The sequence below is a fragment of the Alteromonas sp. OM2203 genome (assembly GCF_048517045.1).
In the GTDB taxonomy this organism is placed as follows: Bacteria; Pseudomonadota; Gammaproteobacteria; order Enterobacterales; family Alteromonadaceae; genus Alteromonas; species Alteromonas gracilis.
On sequence record NZ_CP183209.1, the window covers coordinates 2881580 to 2897978 of the forward strand.

Sequence of the window (16399 nt, forward strand, 5' to 3'; positions counted from 1 at the left end):
AATACTAAGTTACAATTGCTCCCCGTCTTCTGGCTCTCAAATTTAATCGCTGACCGGAACGGCCTCTATAATGCCCACTATTTCAGTATTCCCGCTTAATCTTGCAAGGTCAATAAGGTAATCTTTTTCAAGCTTATCAAGCGCATTTCCCTCTAATCGCGCCTTTACTCCCTCAGTATCACCATTTGCGATCGAGGTTTTAACGGCAGCAAAATTCCCTAGGGAGCGATCGGTTGTTTTATCGTTTGATTCTTTAGAAGTCATACGGTGTCCTTAATGTGTGTTCGAGCGTAAACTAGCATGATGAACGTTCATTTGCGTTTTGTAGTTGAGCAAGACTCATATCGATCAGTGTATTTCGATAAATGCTGTCTTAATGTAAAGGATTCAAAGCACTAAAAGCCATCACCAGCACCACGTTCATCTTCTACCATCTAAACCGTAGCCGATAAATAGCCAGCCCTACTAGGCTACCCAAATTTGAAATTCCCATGGCCCAAGCTTGATAGATGAGTCAGCATTAAAAGTGATACGTTCACCAGAATCCCAATGTGCATACTCACCTTCAAACAAAGGTTCTGCGAACATAACGTCTACTTGCTCGCGAGAAAAATTGATGAACACAAACACTTTTTCGTCTTCGTTATGGCGTACAAAGCTAAACACTTTATCCATATTGGAGTTTGGAACTTGAATCATTCTTTTTCCAAATTCTCCGTTCCCCAATACCGCTTTAGATTTTTTAAGCGCTATCAGTTTGCGGTACAACGCACCAATCTCATGCTCTTGCCAATCGATAGGATCTCGCTTAAAAAAAGCTAGCCGTTTCGTTTCACCAGCTTCCTGCCCGTTGTGTATTAGTGGCATGCCCTCACCCAATACAGAAAGGGCAATACATGCCTCAAGCGCATCACCGAACTGCTCACGATGTGTGCCGTCCCACGCGTTTTTATCGTGATTGCTAACAAACGTCATTCTATAAGCGGAATGCGGCCAGCTTCTCTCGTTCCACGAATAGTATTTACGCAGCCTATCAAGTGAGCATCGACCATATGCTAGCTCATGAAGCGTCTCGTTCCAGCTCCATGCATACGTCATATTGAAAGCCTTTTCATGTAAATCGCGATTTTCCCATTCAGCCAACATAAATACAGGTTTAATGGCGTTTAATTCTCTTACCGCTTGCTGCCAAAAATCATTGGGTACATAGCCCGCAACATCACAACGAAAGCCGTCAATATCAAAGGTCTCGACCCAGTAGCATAGAGCCTCAATCATGTATTTTCTTAAACCGACCTGCTCATAATCAAACTCAATAATGTCACTCCAATCCCACCAAGGAGAAGGACGAAAGTCTCCTTTATAATCTTTGGCGTACCATTCTGGGTATTGGTCTACTAAAGGATTATCCCACGCGCTGTGGTTTGGCACCCAGTCGATAATTATCTTTAACGATAATCGATGTGCCTCATCTACCAGTGCTTTAAAATCCTTTTCAGTTCCGAATTCTGGATTTACTGCTAAATAGTCTTTAACCGCATAAGGGCTTCCCAGCTCACCTTTGCGATTTTTTTCACCAATAGGATGTATAGGCATTAACCAGACAATATCTGCTCCAAGAGACTTTATGTGAGCTAGCCCTTCTCTTACCCCGTCAAAATTTCCTTTTTTCGAAAATTGCCGCGTGTTCACCTGATAGATGACAGCATGCGAAGACCATTGTGGCTGCAAAACGTTGTAGCGTTTCTGAGGTTCAGGATTGATATCCATATTATCTTTCCTTGTTCATGCGAAATTGAAAACTGAGTTTGCGTCTGGGGTAACTGTTAGTTCGTAACCTGTCAGTCACTTAAATACCGTTAATTGAGCGGCTTAAAATATAGGTAAACTCGTCATACCTAAAATAAGTACCCACATGCCGAAAAAAAGTTTTAATCGCTGTACAGAGAATGCCAAAACCACGTATTTGGCTATCATTCCACCCACGATGGCCCCCGCACCGGCAAACAAGACCACATGCCACACAATAGCGTCGCTAATAAATACGTGATAAGGCAAGGATGACCACACAGTAAAGGCAGATAAAATGACGGCGATAGCGATGGACATAGTTACGTTAAAGCCACGAATAATTAGGTATACTGCAACAAGTTCCCCCACGCCTACTGATAGCCACGCCGTAATAATTCCTCCGACAAAGCCGATGAATGGCAGCAACACTAAATCTTTTGTGGAGAGATCTTTTTCGAAATGTGTACGCTTCATCAGCGGAATAGAAGCGAAAATCGCTACCGCTAGTAAGATGGAAAAACTTCCAAAAGCGATATGCAGGTTGTTAGCCCCGCCCCAAAATTGCTCAAGTAATCGCGTACTTTGTGAAGAATATTGAGCGAATCCTATTCCACAAATCGACGCAGGAACCGACAGCATTAATGCGCTTGGTAGCGCTTTCCAATAATCGTCATGGCGGTGTTGCCGTCTAAAATAGGTGGCCCACGTCAGCGCTCCTGCCGTCATACCGCAGCACTGAATGGCAAAACTCGTCGCCACCACGCTTTGTGGCGAAAACAGTAAGTAATTAAAAAACGGCACAAAGACAACGCCACCACCAGCACCAGTAGCATTCGCAAAAATAGCGCCAATCACTCCAAGCCCACCGAACAGGCCATAATCTTTAATGAGTTCTAAAGTAGAAGGCTGGGCGAGTAATAAGATTATCCAAGCACATAACAAGGTGCCAAGCAGTAATTTCTTGCCGGGGTTTCGCTTGATAAAAGAAGTCACAATGGTCCTTAAAAAAATACGACAATATTCGGTTACAAGCTAAATGCACTAAATAGCAAATCGCATTTGTACAAATTTCAAACTATTGTTGTTACATCGCGTATAAGCTTTTACTTACACAATTATCGTATACAGCATTTTGTAAAAACATGGTTGAAGTATCTACATTTGAGCAGCAGGTGCAACTGCACCTTTCGCCAAATCGCTCGGCAACATGGCAACAAACGAAATTTCTTATGGCAAGCTTCGGGCTGTTTATAAGCTCAATTGCCATCGCGTGGGCATTTGCGGGCGCATGGGTCATTTTACCATTTGCTGGAATAGAAGTAGGGTTACTGACACTCATTATGTATTTGGTTTCAAAAGCCACCTACCAATGGCAAACGGTGCTAATTTCCCCTCAAACTATTTTTGTTCAATGTTCAAATGGCGCCCATTTGCGTTTTCCTCGCCACGACACATCCCTTTATTTTTTCAAAGATACTGAAAAAAAGCGCCTTCCCCGATTGGTACTGCAAACCCACCTTCAACAGTTTGAGCTTGGTGCTTTTTTAAACGCGGATGATAAGCAGCGCGTACACGATAGCTTGAAGACAACGGGAATAATGATATGTACGAACAAGTGGTGGTGATTAGTTCTAAAACTAAAGAAACTAAAATGCTTGACGCCTTTGCGCTGAGACTATGACACAAAATTAATGATCATAGTACGGGGTTTCAACTAATTAATATAAGGCAGTTGTAATTATTAACGGCGACATTAAAAGGATACTTTTATGAATTTATATATAGAGTCATTGGAAGGCGGTAATTATTTAGCGTCAACAGGCATGGGAAGCGCTCGTACTCTAGTTCGTAACAATAAGTCTGAACCAAAGACGTTTCATTGTTTGAATGAAATAAGAGAACACTTCCACTCGAAAACTTTCGATAAAGTATGGCTTCGACAGAGTACGCCTTACGAAGAGATGGTAGGACAAACCGATCATCCAGGGGCATTGGAGCTTGAAATTGAATGGTAAACAATAAATAACGAACAATTTGACAGCACTTTGCACTGATTAGCACGTTTTTTGCGTACTGCATAACTAACGTAGGAAAAGCGTGTTTGTTTTTGGGTTTGACTCTATGGAAACCGTTTTTTCTAAACGCTGTGAAGTACCCACATGCTAAGGAGAACTGCATGAATATTAGTAAGTTAACTGTCAAATCACTACTATTTACCGTCATTATGACGCTTACCGCGTGCGCCTCAATGGGGAGTGGCACTGTCGCCGAAAAACAACAGGCCATTCTAAACATGCAGGAAAACGCGCTTACTCGTTTATACACCGAGAAACCGGATACACGCTCTCAAATCAGAGATGCTGCGGGTTATGCCGTGTTTACCAACGCCAACATCAATGTTTTCTTTGTTGCCGCAGGCACAGGCTATGGTGTCGTGAACAATAACGTCACTGGCGCGAAAACGTATATGAATATGGCGGAAGGAGGCGTTGGATTGGGGTTAGGCGCAAAAGATTACCGAATTGTAATGGTCTTCCATACGCAAAAAGCAATGAACTATTTCATCGATAACGGATGGACAGTGGGCGGAAATGCAGACGTAGCAGCGAAAGCGGGTAGCAAGGGCGCTTCAGCAGAAGGAGAAGGTTATCTTGGTAACGTTACTGTTTACACGATGACTGAAAGTGGCCTTACGTTACAAGCAACGGTGAAAGGCACCAAATTTTGGGTAGATAAAGAATTAAACTAATCTTTCGAGTTTTTTGCCTTTATCTTGCTGAATTACAGCAAATCCAGACAATGAGCGCCTCGTGAATACAAGAGGCGCTTTTTTATATTAATGATTTTGATTTTCCTCAATACGCATCCACTGGGCTCGCGTGCAATTTTCTAACAAGTCAAAAGCTTCAAACACCACCTCTTGACCTTGCACAAAGGCGTGTTCTTCATCAGGCTTTCGTCTTTTTAAGGCGTCTAACTTTTCTTTTGTCCCCGCCCTGCCAGGATGATTTGACAAAAAAACATCAATATTTTGTTCTTTTACTAATCGTTTCATTGTCATGGCAGAGTTCGTATAAGACTGAATGCGCGAGACATCAGGGCCGTAGTTGAGCCCAGTACCGCCCCATAACACAGCCCGATGTTCTTCGTTTCCGTCAACTACGGGGAAAATGACCGTTAACGTACCTGGTGTATGGCCCGGCGTAACATAAAGCGTTAATTCAGTACCGTTAACTTTCAATTTTTCACCATCGGCTACCGCAACATCTCGGCTTGGCTTTTTACCCCAACGATAACTGGCAAATTTATCGTTTTCGAGGTAATCCCACTCTACATTACTCATGACTATGCGAGGATTATATGTCGACTTGATAAGCTCAAACCCACCATAGTGATCGCCGTGACCGTGAGAAATAATCAGGTGAGATATGGGCTTGTTGCCTAACCCGAGTGCAGAGAGGCCATCAATTATATACTGTTGAGCTTGCTCGTTATTATTCAAGGCATCCACCAGAACAATGCTCTTGCCTGTGTCGATTGCCCAACTTGCAACGTTGCCTGCCCCCACGTAATAGAGGTTATCAAAGACCTTCTGGGGTGGTATTTGGCGCCGCCCCTTGCCTTTGCGTTCGGGCTTGCTTCCACTCTCGGCACGCTTAGGTCTTTCCTGTCGCTTTTCACCGAGTTTAAACATATCTCTGGGCGGAGCACTGATATCGCACAAGCTTGCAAAGCCAGGAAAATGCTTAGCGCTCTCTAGCCCCTTACGAGCATAATCATCAGCAGTTAGCGTTGAGCTAGCAGTGCAATTAGTGGAAAAGCCAACAGCCCATGCAATAGCTACTATTTTTAAAACGTCCAATTTACCCCCAGCCACAATCTTCTTCCATCTTCAACGTACCCAAACTCTTCGTAGCGCATAGTTTTATCAAATGCATTGTAGAGCCCAGTTTGCAACTTAACATTGCGCGTTAGTTTAGTGTTGTAACCTATATCAAACAAACCAACGCCGGGAGACAAAATTGAGCGCGACGATACTGACGTTAACGCCGTTTCTTCTCCCCTCACGGTCCATCTTGACCAAATTTCGCTTTCTCGAGAAATACGATATGTGGTGTTCAATGTGAACAAATGTTTAGGCTGCTGAACTAAAGGCAAACCTTGATTTTCACCGGTTTTTTGCTCTGAGCGAGTAAAGCTGTAGGCCCCGTTAAATGACCAATTCCCAACATTATATTTGCCTGCAAATTCAGCGCCGTAAGACTCAGCTTCATCTACGTTGATGTTGTAGCGATCCGTTTCATCTAGGCAAACAGATAACTCGCAAGAGGCAATGGCAATTTTGTCATCGAAGTCATTGTGAAAGACAGTAATACTGTACTCTAGGCCAGCATCACCGGAATAGTACAGAGCAAGCTCTTTGTTCAACGTAGTTTCTGGTGACAGGTCTGGGTTGCCGTAAACGTTGCCCCCACGGCTTTCTTGAATCCAACCATCAGCCATTTCTCGAAGCTCAGGTGTGCGATAGCCAGTAGAGACACCACCTTTCAACACCCAATTGTCGTTGATATTGTATACCGCGTATACGCGAGGGCTAAATTGAGAACTAAACTGCTCGTTGTTATCAAGACGAATGCCTAGCGTAAAAGCTAAATTATCAGTTATGCGCCATTCATCTTCGCCATAGAAAGACCACTGGCTATTTTCAATATTGGTCGCATCACCGCCATTTGTATCAAAATCATCAAGTGACTCTTCAAGGAATTCTGCACCTAACGTCAGCATATGACTGTCGCTAACAACCCAAGACCATTGAGAATTTATCACTAAATTATCAATGGTGATGTCTCTCCCCACATTCTCTACCGACTCTTGCTGAATATAACTGCGAGCAGTCACATCGCCATATTTCCCCTCGTGAGTCAGCGCATATGATTGCCTATCGCTCTCTAATTCTGATAAAGCGTTTCTTTCTGGCAAAGACTTACCGGGTGTAGCGGTGCGGGTCTGATCTTGAGAAATGAATTCAAACGTTAGTACATCTGTCGTGTTAGGTGTTAAGTGAAACGCTGTACGAATATTACTGAGGTCTTTTTCTGCGTAACCACGCTCAATATTGTCTTCTTCTCGCTTTTGATAAAGGCCGCTGGCTGTAATGCTCAACAAATTTTCGATTAACGGCCCAGAAAACGCGAGCTGGACTTGACTATCTGATCCACTGTCAGAGTTTTCTTGAATTTTAGTTTCTGCTCGAAGGTTGCCGCTCCACTTTCTAAAGTTCTTTCGCGTAATGATATTGATCACGCCACCCATTGCATCGGAACCATACAAGGTAGACATGGGCCCGCGCACAATTTCAATTCGTTCGATACTGTCCAATGGCGGCAACCAATCTTGTTCATACCCGCCGCTGCCATTTGGCTGAGACTCTCTACCTGTTTGTTTTTTTCCATCAACAAGTATAGATGTGTATTGTGCAGGTAGGCCCCGAACACTTATATCTTGGCGATATCCGCCACCCGTAACCGTGACACCGGGTACATCTCGAAGGGCGTCGGTAATATCTTTGTATGCGCGCTGTACAAGTTGCTTTCTATCAATAACGCTTACTGACGCGGGAGCTTGTGACAATAATTGCTCGAAGCCAGAAGCTGTAACAGTGATGCTCTCCATATCATCTTGTTCGTTAGATTGAGCAAGAACATTCTGAGAGGACAGTGAATACAGTGAAATTGCCAGTAACGTGGGGGTAAAACGCATACTTAATCGATTAACATAAAAAAGAATAAGCTGATGATAATCATTATCATTAAGATGTAAAGTTGAATTTAGCTTTTATCGTCCCGCTTAGGTACTTTAACAGAGAGCTAACGTTCAAAATAAAAACAATATTTTGCATCCACAATGGTATTTGGGCATATTTTAGTCAATTGATGTGTTCAATAACTGTTTCAACATAGGGATTGCGTATGATTGTCGTGGTATTTAATCAAAAAGGTGGGGTGGGTAAATCAACGATTAGTACCAATTTAGCCGCACAAAGCGCGAAGGTGGGCCACAAAACGCTATTAGTAGACTTAGATGCCCAGGGAAACAGTACTCACTACGCGGGGTTTGACGCCAGCGAAAAAAGCAATTCTGTTGCTGATATGTTTAAACAAGTGGTGGGAATATTCAGAACGGCTAAAAAGCCTATTGAATTTGTTCATCCAACCCCTTTTGAAAACCTCTTTATTATGCCTTCCTCACCAGCTTTGGCTGACGTAGAGCGAGAACTCGAATCTCGATATAAAATTTTTAAACTCAAAGACGCACTAAAAGAATTAAAGGGCGATTTCGATAATATTTTTATCGACACACCACCTAATTTCAACTTTTACTCTAAAGCGGCACTTATTGCTGCAGATGGGTTTTGCGTTCCTTTTGATTGCGATGATTTTTCCGCACAGGCTATTTTGCGGTTGCTCGACAATGCGATGGAGCTTAAAGAGGATCACAATCCTGAGCTACGTTTGTTGGGTATTGTGGTTAATCAATTTAATAGTCAGGCGAAGCTTCCTGGACAATTGGTGAACTCACTCAAGTCGGAGGGTTTACCAGTATTAGATAGCTATATCAGCGCCACGGTAAAGGTGAAAGAGTCCCATTCCAAGCGTATTCCACTTCCCTTCTATTTGTCTAAACATAAAGTGACGGGACAGATTGCCGCCTTATTTGCAGAGCTAAACGCGGACAAAACCTAATACTAAAAAGATACATTAGACATCAATATCAATGTGCTTAAGCCCACCGCTCTTATTGTCTCGTTCTTTGTCTTTCGAGTTCTCAGCTGATGCATCAATTACCTCGGTACGCTTTATGTCTTGGAAATTGTCGCGGTCTTCTTCACTAATGTGCTCAGACTTCTTCGTTTTCTGCACTTTTTTCACCCGCTCATCGGGTTCAATCGGCACTTTGGTATTGCGAGGCAAAATGGGAAACAGCAGATCGTTGCTCATACGCCCTCCTAAAATGTGTATGGGTTTATAGAATTTATCGGCCGAGTGGTGCTCAAAATTATGGTTCACAACTTATTCATAACGAATAGTTTTATTATATGTATATTAATTTAGAGTTAATGTAGGAAAAGAGTTCACTTTTGCCTTGCAAATCGAGGCTCAAACCGCTAATGTTTCAGCCGTTCGAAATTAGGAATTATATTCACTAAAATGATTAACTGCGCGGCGAAACATCACCATCACCACAAAGCATAACCTTTCAGGTTCGTGCTGGAAGGTCTATATTTCCTTCCAACGGCGCAGATAGAAAAATTCTCGACCCTCGGAAGGAAACTTCCGGGGGTTTTTCGTTTTAGGCGCAATCAAAAGTTAAAACACAACGTGTAAGGAACGTTTCAATGAGTAACAGCAACAGACTTCGAATTGCCGTACAGAAATCAGGTCGCTTAAGTGATGACAGCATCGCACTTCTAAAAGCAATCGGCATAAAACTGAACATTCGTGATCGCCTGCTGATTGCGCATTCAACGAACCAGCCTATTGATTTGCTTCGCGTACGTGACGACGATATTCCAGGCCTTGTTATGGATGGCGTATGTGACCTTGGCTTTATCGGCGAAAACGAGCTTGAAGAAAAAATGCTTGAGCGCAAAGCTGCGGGTAAGCCGTTTGAATATGAAGTGTTACGTCGTCTAGACTACGGTGGCTGTCGCTTATCAATCGCAGTCCCTAACGAAATGAAATATGACGGCATTCAGTCTCTAGAAGGCAAAAAGGTAGCGACCACCTACCCTTACCTTCTTGAGCGTTATTTCAAGGACCAAGGCATTAACGCAAAAGCCGTAATGCTTCAAGGTTCAGTGGAAGTTGCACCACGCGCGGGTGTCGCTGACGCTATTTGTGACTTGGTTTCTACAGGCGCAACACTTGAAGCAAATGGCCTTGTGGAAAAAGACGTTATCTTCCGCAGTAAAGCAGTACTTATTAAGCGCGCAGACGGCGAACTTAGCGACGAGAAAGAAACACTGGTTAACCGTCTAATGCCACGTGTTGATGGCGTATTACTGGCAAAAGAAAGTAAGTACATCATGCTACACGCGCCAAAAGCTTATTTAGAGCAAGTTAAAAGTCTACTTCCAGGTGCTGAAAATCCAACGGTACTTCCACTTGCTGGAAACGAAGAGCAAGTAGCTATCCACGTTGTTTCTACAGAAACCTTATTCTGGGAAACCATGGAAAAGCTCAAAGCCCTTGGTTGTAGCTCTATTCTTGTAATGCCAATCGAAAAAATGATGGGCTAAAAGGCAGGCAATTATGATTACTTGGTCATCTCTTTCAGCAAATGAGAAAAAACAGGCGCTAGCTCGCCCGGCTATGGCCAATAGCCAACAATTAAAGCAGACCGTGGGCGACATTATCGCCCGCGTTGAAGCAGAAGGTGATGCGGCAGTTCTCGACTATACTCGTAAGTTCGATTGCCCAGATATAAAAAGCCTTGTGCTTTCGCAAGAGAATATCGATGCCCTAGCAGCTAAGGTAACACCTGAAGTCGCAAACGCTATCGACACGGCGTTCAACAACATAAAAATGTTTCACGAAGCGCAAATGCCTAGTGATATTGCGCTAACCACAACGCCTGGTGTTAAATGCGAGCTGCGCTTCACCGCCCTTGATGCAGTGGGTCTTTATATCCCGGGCGGCAGCGCACCACTTCCATCAACCGTGTTAATGCTGGGCGTGCCTGCATTGGTGGCAGGCTGTGAAAATAAACTGCTTTGCACACCGCCAAACAAAGAACAACTTATTGCGCCCGAAATTGCCTACGCGGCAAGAAAATGCGGCATTGATAAAATCTTCTTGTGTGGTGGCGCTCAAGCGGTTGCAGCCATGGCATTGGGTACTGAAACGATTCCTCAGGTCGATAAAATCTTCGGCCCTGGCAATAGCTTTGTTACCGAAGCTAAACAGCAAGTTAGCCAACGTGCTGATGGTGCTGCTATTGATATGCCGGCGGGTCCGTCAGAGGTATTGGTGCTAGCCGATGAATTCGCAAACCCTGAGTTTGTAGCTGCAGATTTACTGTCTCAAGCCGAGCACGGCCCAGATTCCCAAGCAATTTTGGTATCTAACAGCGCTACGCTTATTGAAGAAGCAAAAGCCGCGGTTGAACGCCAATTAGCTACGCTGTCTCGTGCTGAAATCGCTCGCCCAGCTATGGAAAATGCACGCTATATATTGGCCGATTCCATTGAACAAGCCATTGAAGCAAGCAACGCCTATGCAGCTGAGCACTTAATTGTGCAAATTGAGAATGCTCGCGATTACTTACCAAAAATTAAATACGCCGGCTCTATTTTCTTAGGCCCGTGGTCACCAGAATCTGCTGGTGATTATGCGTCAGGTACGAACCACGTGCTTCCCACATACGGCTATGCAAAGAACTACTCTAGCCTTGGCCTGTTGGACTTTATGCGTCGCTACACAATTCAAGAACTAAGTGAAGATGGCATGCGTAATTTAGGCCCTGCGATTATGGCACTAGCGGCAGCAGAAGGGTTAGATGCACACGAACAAGCCGTTGCACTTCGTATGCTGGCGCTTAAACAGGGAGACGCCTAATGTCGGCACTTATCGATAACTTAATTAATGAAAACTTAGTGCCGCTAAAGCCTTATGAATCGGCGCGTCGCTTGTTTTCAGGTGGTCAAGACTGGCTTAACGCTAACGAGTCACCTTATGCCAACGAATACAGTGTAGATAGCGGTAACTTTAACCGCTATCCATCGTGTCAGCCTGAAGCGGTAGTGAGTGGTTACGCAAACTACGCAGGGCTTGATAAGTCGCAGCTTATTGTTACCCGCGGTGCAGATGAGGGCATCGAGTTACTTATTCGTACCTTCTGTACGCCGGGTAAAGACAGCATTCTGATTTGCCCACCTACCTACGGTATGTATGCCATCAGTGCTGAAACCTGTGATGTAGGCATCAAAAAAGTGCCGCTTAACGACGACTTTAGCCTTAACGTGAATGCTGTATGCGCTGAAGATGACGTTAACGTGATTTTCATCTGTGCGCCTAATAACCCTACCGGTACGCCAGTTGCTCGTGAAGACATTAAAACCGTGCTCAATCACTTTGCCGATAAAGCACTCGTTGTTGTAGATGAAGCCTACATTGAGTTTGATGCCGATAATACGTGGGCAAATGAAATAAACAACTACCCCAACTTGGTGGTACTTCGTACGCTGTCTAAAGCGTTTGCACTTGCCGGTCTTCGCTGTGGTTTTACCCTCGCCCAAGCACCGGTGATTCAAGCTCTGCTTAAAGTAATAGCGCCTTATCCTATTCCAGAGCCAGTGGCGCAGATTGCCGCACAAGCATTGTCGGCAGAATCGTTAACGCTACTTGAACTTCAAGTGGCAACCATTAATCGCGAAAAAGAGGCCTTAGCCGAAGCGCTGGCATCAATTAATGGCTTTGAATTGGTGGGTGACAGACGAGCAAACTTTATCTTATTCCGCTACGCAAACGCGCAAGCACTAATGCAATACCTAGTTAGCAAAGGCATGCTAATTCGCGATCAATCAAAACAGCTTAATTTACACAACTGTTTACGGGTAAGCATCGGCACTGAAGAGCAAAATCAGCGTTTAATGCAGTTAATTAACGAATTTAAAAATAATGAGGACGCGGCATGAGTCAGCAAGCCATTTTATTTATTGACCGCGACGGTACACTCGTAGAAGAGCCGCCAGTAGATAAGCAATTAGATAGTTTAGAGAAGCTGGTTTTCGAGCCAAACGTAATTCCCGTGTTGCTTAAACTAAAGGCAGCTGGGTTTAAACTCGTGATGGTAAGTAATCAAGACGGCTTGGGTACAGACAGTTTCCCGCAAGAAGATTTCGACAAGCCACACAATGCCATGATGGCCATTTTCGAAAGCCAAGGCGTGGTATTCGATGACGTGCTTATTTGCCCGCACTTCGATGCTGATAACTGCACATGCCGCAAGCCAAAACTCGGTTTAGTTCAAGAATACCTGCAGCAAGGCAAAGTGGATTTCACCCGCTCGTTTGTGATTGGTGACAGAATTACCGATGTGCAGCTTGCTGAAAACATGGGTATTCGCAGCTTTCAGTACAACCGCGAGAGCTTAAACTGGAATGATATTCAGAAAAGCTTGCTTGCATCTTCACGTATAGCAGAAGTGGTACGCACAACCTCTGAAACCGACATTCGCGTTCGCGTAGATTTAGACTCGCAAGCTAAGTCGACAATTCAAACCGGCATGGGCTTTTTTGACCACATGCTGGACCAGATTGCGACCCACGGTGGCTTCGAGCTAAACCTAACTACCAGTGGCGATTTGCACATTGACGATCACCACAGTGTAGAAGATACCGCCCTTGCTCTTGGCGAAGCCCTTAAAAAAGCGCTGGGCGATAAACGGGGAATTGGACGTTTTGGCTTTGCGTTGCCAATGGATGAATGTCGTGCGGAATGTATTATGGATATTTCGAACCGTCCGCACCTTAAGTTTGAGGCTGAATTTAGCCGTGATCAGGTAGGTGAAATGGCCACTGAAATGGTGCCGCATTTCTTCTACTCGCTTGCACAAAGCATGGGGTTATCATTACACCTTTCCACCAGCGAAGGTAATGCTCACCACCAGGTAGAGAGCTTGTTTAAAGTATTTGGCCGAGCGCTACGTCAAGCTATTACCCGTCAAGGCGATGCACTACCAAGCAGTAAAGGAGCACTGTAATGTCAGTGGTAAATTCCAGCCAGCGACAAAAAATCGTAATAGTAAACACCGGCTGCGCCAACATTTCATCGGTACGCTTTGCCCTTGAGCGCTTGGGCGTTGAAGTAGACGTATCTGACGACGTAAACGTGATTAAAAGCGCCGATAAAGTGTTTTTACCGGGTGTAGGTACCGCGGCGGCGGCAATGACAAGCATTAAGCAAAAAGCGCTAGTGGAAACCCTTCAGTCGCTTACACAACCTGTGCTTGGCGTATGTTTAGGCATGCAGCTTATGGTTGAAACCAGCGCCGAAGGTGGTTTTAAAGGTACAGGCAACATTGACTGTTTGAACCTTATGCCAGGTCACGTAGCGCGCATGGAATCGAAAGGCGTGCGCTTGCCTCACATGGGTTGGAACACCGTCTCTCATAAAAACGAAAGTTTGTTCAAAGGCATCCCACAAGATACCTACTTTTACTTTGTGCACAGTTTTGCCGTTCCTGAATACGAGCACACGCTTGCAAGCTGCACTTATGGCAATACGTTTTCAGCAGCTATAAATAAAGACAACTTTTACGGGGTGCAATTTCACCCAGAGCGTTCTGGCGAGGCCGGAGCACAATTACTGACTAACTTTGTGAACCTATAATGATTATTCCAGCGATTGATCTTATTGACGGACGCGTAGTGCGCTTATATCAAGGCGACTACGAGCAGAAAACCCAATACGAACTGGACCCAGTAGACGTGGTTCACGACTATGCCGACCAAGGCGCAACTTGGCTTCACATAGTTGATCTTACGGGCGCCAAAGACACCAGCAAGCGTCAGCTTTCGCTTATCAAGTCTATGGTCGACACCAAGCGCATGAAGTTTCAAGCCGGCGGCGGCATTCGTAGCGAAGAAGAAGTGGCGCAATTACTTGAAATTGGCGTAAGCCGCGTAGTGATTGGTTCTTTGGCTGTAAAACAACCCGAGCTTGTAAAGTCTTGGGTAGAAAAATACGGCCCAGAGCACATTGTACTAGCCCTTGATATCAATATTAGCGATAGCGGTGAAAAGCTTATTGCCACCCACGGCTGGCAAGAAAACTCTGGCGTAGCCCTTGAAGGCTTACTGGAAGATTTCGCTACGGTAGGCGCTAAGCACGTGCTGTGTACCGACATTAGCCGCGACGGTACACTGCAAGGCGCGAACACCGAACTCTATCAAGAAATGGCAGCCCGTTTCCCTAATATAAGCTGGCAAGCGTCAGGTGGTATTGGCAGTATTGCTGATATTGAAGCGCTAAAATCCACAAACGTTGGCGGTGTTATTCTAGGTCGCGCACTACTTGAAGGTAAGTTTACGGTTAAGGAGGCTATCGCATGCTGGCAAAACGCATAATACCGTGTTTGGACGTACGCGACGGCAAAGTTGTTAAGGGCGTTCAGTTTAGAAACCACGAAATCATTGGCGATATTGTACCCCTTGCCGAGCAATACGCAAAAGCTGGCGCCGATGAGTTGGTATTTTACGATATTACTGCCAGCTCTGACGCCCGTGTGGTAGATAAAAGTTGGGTAAGCCGAATTGCACAGGTTATTGATATCCCGTTTTGCGTAGCTGGCGGCATTAAAAGCATTGAGGACGCTGGGCGCATTTTGGAAATGGGTGCAGATAAGATTTCAATTAACTCCCCTGCCCTTAACAACCCAGATCTTATTAATCAGCTTCACGACGTATACGGTCAGCAGTGTGTTGTAATCGGTATCGACAGTTTCTATAACGAAGCGACCGACCAGTATGAAGTGTATAAATTCACCGGTGATGAGAGCCGCACGCAGAAAAGTCAGTGGCAAACCATCGACTGGATTAAAGAAGTGCAGTCGCGTGGTGCAGGTGAAATTGTACTGAACTGTATGAACCAGGACGGCGTGCGTAAAGGTTATGATGTGAAGCAGCTGAAGGCCGTACGCGATGTATGCGAAGTACCGTTAATAGCATCAGGTGGTGCAGGCGAAATTGCTCACTTTACTGATGTGTTCCAACAAGCTGACGTAGATGGTGCCCTGGCAGCATCGGTATTTCACAAAGGCATCATCAACATTGATGAGCTAAAAGCAGAGTTAACCAGCAATGGCGTTGCCATGCGTAAGCGTCACGGATTAACGGCGCAAGCAGAAGGAGTAAACCCGTGATCATTAATAATGACAATAGCAATAAGCTAGCCTGGGACAAAATGGACAACTTGCTGCCTGCCATTGTGCAAGACGCATTATCTGGCAAGGTATTAATGCAAGGTTATATGGACCAAGATGCCCTAGCGAAAACTCTTGAAACGGGTAAAGTGACCTTTTTCAGCCGTTCAAAGCAGCGCCTTTGGACCAAAGGTGAAACGTCTGGTAACACGCTAGATTTAGTGAGCGTGGCCTGCGACTGTGACCAAGATTCACTGTTAGTATTAGCCAACCCTAACGGCCCGACATGCCACACCGGCGTTGAAAGCTGTTGGTTTGACGGCAACACACCAGCATTTACCTTTCTTGCAGACTTAGAGCGAGTACTAGCTGCACGCAAAAATGCCGACCCAAAAAGCAGCTACACAGCTAGTCTTTACAACAAAGGCATTAAGCGCATAGCGCAAAAGGTAGGTGAAGAAGGTGTAGAAACCGCATTGGCAGCAACGGTGCACGACAAAGAAGAGCTTAAAAACGAAGCCGCAGATTTGTTGTATCACCTAACTGTACTACTTCAAGCAAGCGACATGTCGCTTAACGATGCACTTAACGTGTTGCGTCAGCGTCATAAGTAATTTACGAGTGCGCTAACTTTTTATCTAAAATGCCCTTCGCGTTTTTGCGCTAAGGGCATTTTTATCTACTG

At 44.9% G+C, this 16399-nt stretch carries 18 protein-coding genes and 1 other annotated feature; of the genes, 12 read left to right on the forward strand and 6 right to left on the reverse strand.

Annotated features, from left to right (window positions below; genetic code table 11):
* Positions 1-42: 42 nt before the first annotated feature.
* From ACM0P2_RS12820 to ACM0P2_RS12830, 3 genes are all read right to left on the reverse strand, one after another.
* On the reverse strand, positions 43-264 hold the full coding sequence (locus ACM0P2_RS12820) for a hypothetical protein (RefSeq protein ID WP_173360200.1): 222 nt from the start codon (positions 262-264) through the stop codon (positions 43-45).
* 201 nt (positions 265-465) lie between these two features.
* Entirely contained in the window at positions 466-1770 is a 1305-nt protein-coding gene (locus ACM0P2_RS12825; RefSeq protein ID WP_159117502.1) for an alpha-amylase family glycosyl hydrolase, read from the reverse strand.
* 102 nt (positions 1771-1872) lie between these two features.
* The gene (locus ACM0P2_RS12830) at positions 1873-2784 is read right to left on the reverse strand and encodes a sulfite exporter TauE/SafE family protein (protein ID WP_159117501.1); all 912 of its coding nucleotides are present in this window, start codon (positions 2782-2784) and stop codon (positions 1873-1875) included.
* 149 nt (positions 2785-2933) lie between these two features.
* Between ACM0P2_RS12830 and ACM0P2_RS12835 the strand changes: the two genes are divergently transcribed.
* The 3 genes from ACM0P2_RS12835 (at position 2934) to ACM0P2_RS12845 (ending at position 4540) form a co-directional block, all read left to right on the forward strand.
* Positions 2934-3416: a DUF2244 domain-containing protein gene (locus ACM0P2_RS12835; protein WP_105929315.1), complete on the forward strand. Its 483-nt coding sequence runs from the start codon at positions 2934-2936 to the stop codon at positions 3414-3416.
* Positions 3417-3560: 144 nt separating this feature from the next.
* The gene (locus ACM0P2_RS12840; RefSeq protein WP_159117500.1) at positions 3561-3806 is read left to right on the forward strand and encodes a DUF6482 family protein; all 246 of its coding nucleotides are present in this window, start codon (positions 3561-3563) and stop codon (positions 3804-3806) included.
* Positions 3807-3967: 161 nt separating this feature from the next.
* Complete coding sequence (locus ACM0P2_RS12845; protein WP_159117499.1) at positions 3968-4540, forward strand: YSC84-related protein; 573 nt, start codon at positions 3968-3970, stop codon at positions 4538-4540.
* 87 nt (positions 4541-4627) lie between these two features.
* Here ACM0P2_RS12845 and ACM0P2_RS12850 read toward each other — a convergent pair whose 3' ends face one another.
* Both ACM0P2_RS12850 and ACM0P2_RS12855 read right to left on the reverse strand, forming a co-directional pair.
* Complete coding sequence (locus ACM0P2_RS12850; protein WP_159117498.1) at positions 4628-5668, reverse strand: MBL fold metallo-hydrolase; 1041 nt, start codon at positions 5666-5668, stop codon at positions 4628-4630.
* On the reverse strand, positions 5641-7551 hold the full coding sequence (locus ACM0P2_RS12855) for a TonB-dependent receptor domain-containing protein (protein WP_173360201.1): 1911 nt from the start codon (positions 7549-7551) through the stop codon (positions 5641-5643). The genes ACM0P2_RS12850 and ACM0P2_RS12855 overlap by 28 nt, the downstream gene beginning before the upstream one ends.
* Before the next feature lie 209 nt (positions 7552-7760).
* Between ACM0P2_RS12855 and ACM0P2_RS12860 the strand changes: the two genes are divergently transcribed.
* Complete coding sequence (locus ACM0P2_RS12860; protein ID WP_159117497.1) at positions 7761-8534, forward strand: ParA family protein; 774 nt, start codon at positions 7761-7763, stop codon at positions 8532-8534.
* A gap of 15 nt (positions 8535-8549) precedes the next feature.
* Here the strand turns inward: ACM0P2_RS12860 and ACM0P2_RS12865 are convergent, their stop codons facing one another.
* Positions 8550-8789, reverse strand: a complete 240-nt coding sequence (locus ACM0P2_RS12865) for a hypothetical protein (RefSeq protein WP_159117496.1) — start codon at positions 8787-8789, stop codon at positions 8550-8552.
* 230 nt (positions 8790-9019) lie between these two features.
* Positions 9020-9137 (forward strand) — a sequence feature (His leader region).
* Between the two features lie 50 nt (positions 9138-9187).
* Here ACM0P2_RS12865 and hisG point away from each other — a divergent pair.
* From hisG to hisIE, 8 genes are read left to right on the forward strand one after another with little or no spacing between them, the layout of a single operon-like run.
* The gene (hisG, locus tag ACM0P2_RS12870; protein WP_159117495.1) at positions 9188-10090 is read left to right on the forward strand and encodes an ATP phosphoribosyltransferase; all 903 of its coding nucleotides are present in this window, start codon (positions 9188-9190) and stop codon (positions 10088-10090) included.
* Between the two features lie 13 nt (positions 10091-10103).
* Entirely contained in the window at positions 10104-11408 is a 1305-nt protein-coding gene (gene hisD, locus ACM0P2_RS12875) for a histidinol dehydrogenase (protein ID WP_159117494.1), read from the forward strand.
* A complete protein-coding gene (gene hisC / locus ACM0P2_RS12880) occupies positions 11408-12487 on the forward strand; it encodes a histidinol-phosphate transaminase (protein WP_159117493.1) in 1080 nt (359 codons plus the stop codon). The genes hisD and hisC overlap by 1 nt, the downstream gene beginning before the upstream one ends.
* On the forward strand, positions 12484-13554 hold the full coding sequence (gene hisB / locus ACM0P2_RS12885) for a bifunctional histidinol-phosphatase/imidazoleglycerol-phosphate dehydratase HisB (RefSeq protein WP_159117492.1): 1071 nt from the start codon (positions 12484-12486) through the stop codon (positions 13552-13554). The genes hisC and hisB overlap by 4 nt, the downstream gene beginning before the upstream one ends.
* The gene (gene hisH, locus ACM0P2_RS12890) at positions 13554-14183 is read left to right on the forward strand and encodes an imidazole glycerol phosphate synthase subunit HisH (RefSeq protein ID WP_159117491.1); all 630 of its coding nucleotides are present in this window, start codon (positions 13554-13556) and stop codon (positions 14181-14183) included. Before hisB ends, hisH begins: the two co-directional genes overlap by 1 nt.
* Positions 14183-14920: a 1-(5-phosphoribosyl)-5-[(5-phosphoribosylamino)methylideneamino]imidazole-4-carboxamide isomerase gene (gene hisA, locus ACM0P2_RS12895; RefSeq protein WP_173360203.1), complete on the forward strand. Its 738-nt coding sequence runs from the start codon at positions 14183-14185 to the stop codon at positions 14918-14920. The genes hisH and hisA overlap by 1 nt, the downstream gene beginning before the upstream one ends.
* Entirely contained in the window at positions 14902-15714 is an 813-nt protein-coding gene (gene hisF / locus ACM0P2_RS12900) for an imidazole glycerol phosphate synthase subunit HisF (RefSeq protein ID WP_173360204.1), read from the forward strand. Before hisA ends, hisF begins: the two co-directional genes overlap by 19 nt.
* The gene (hisIE, locus tag ACM0P2_RS12905) at positions 15711-16328 is read left to right on the forward strand and encodes a bifunctional phosphoribosyl-AMP cyclohydrolase/phosphoribosyl-ATP diphosphatase HisIE (protein ID WP_159117488.1); all 618 of its coding nucleotides are present in this window, start codon (positions 15711-15713) and stop codon (positions 16326-16328) included. The genes hisF and hisIE overlap by 4 nt, the downstream gene beginning before the upstream one ends.
* The last annotated feature ends 71 nt before the right edge of the window (positions 16329-16399 follow it).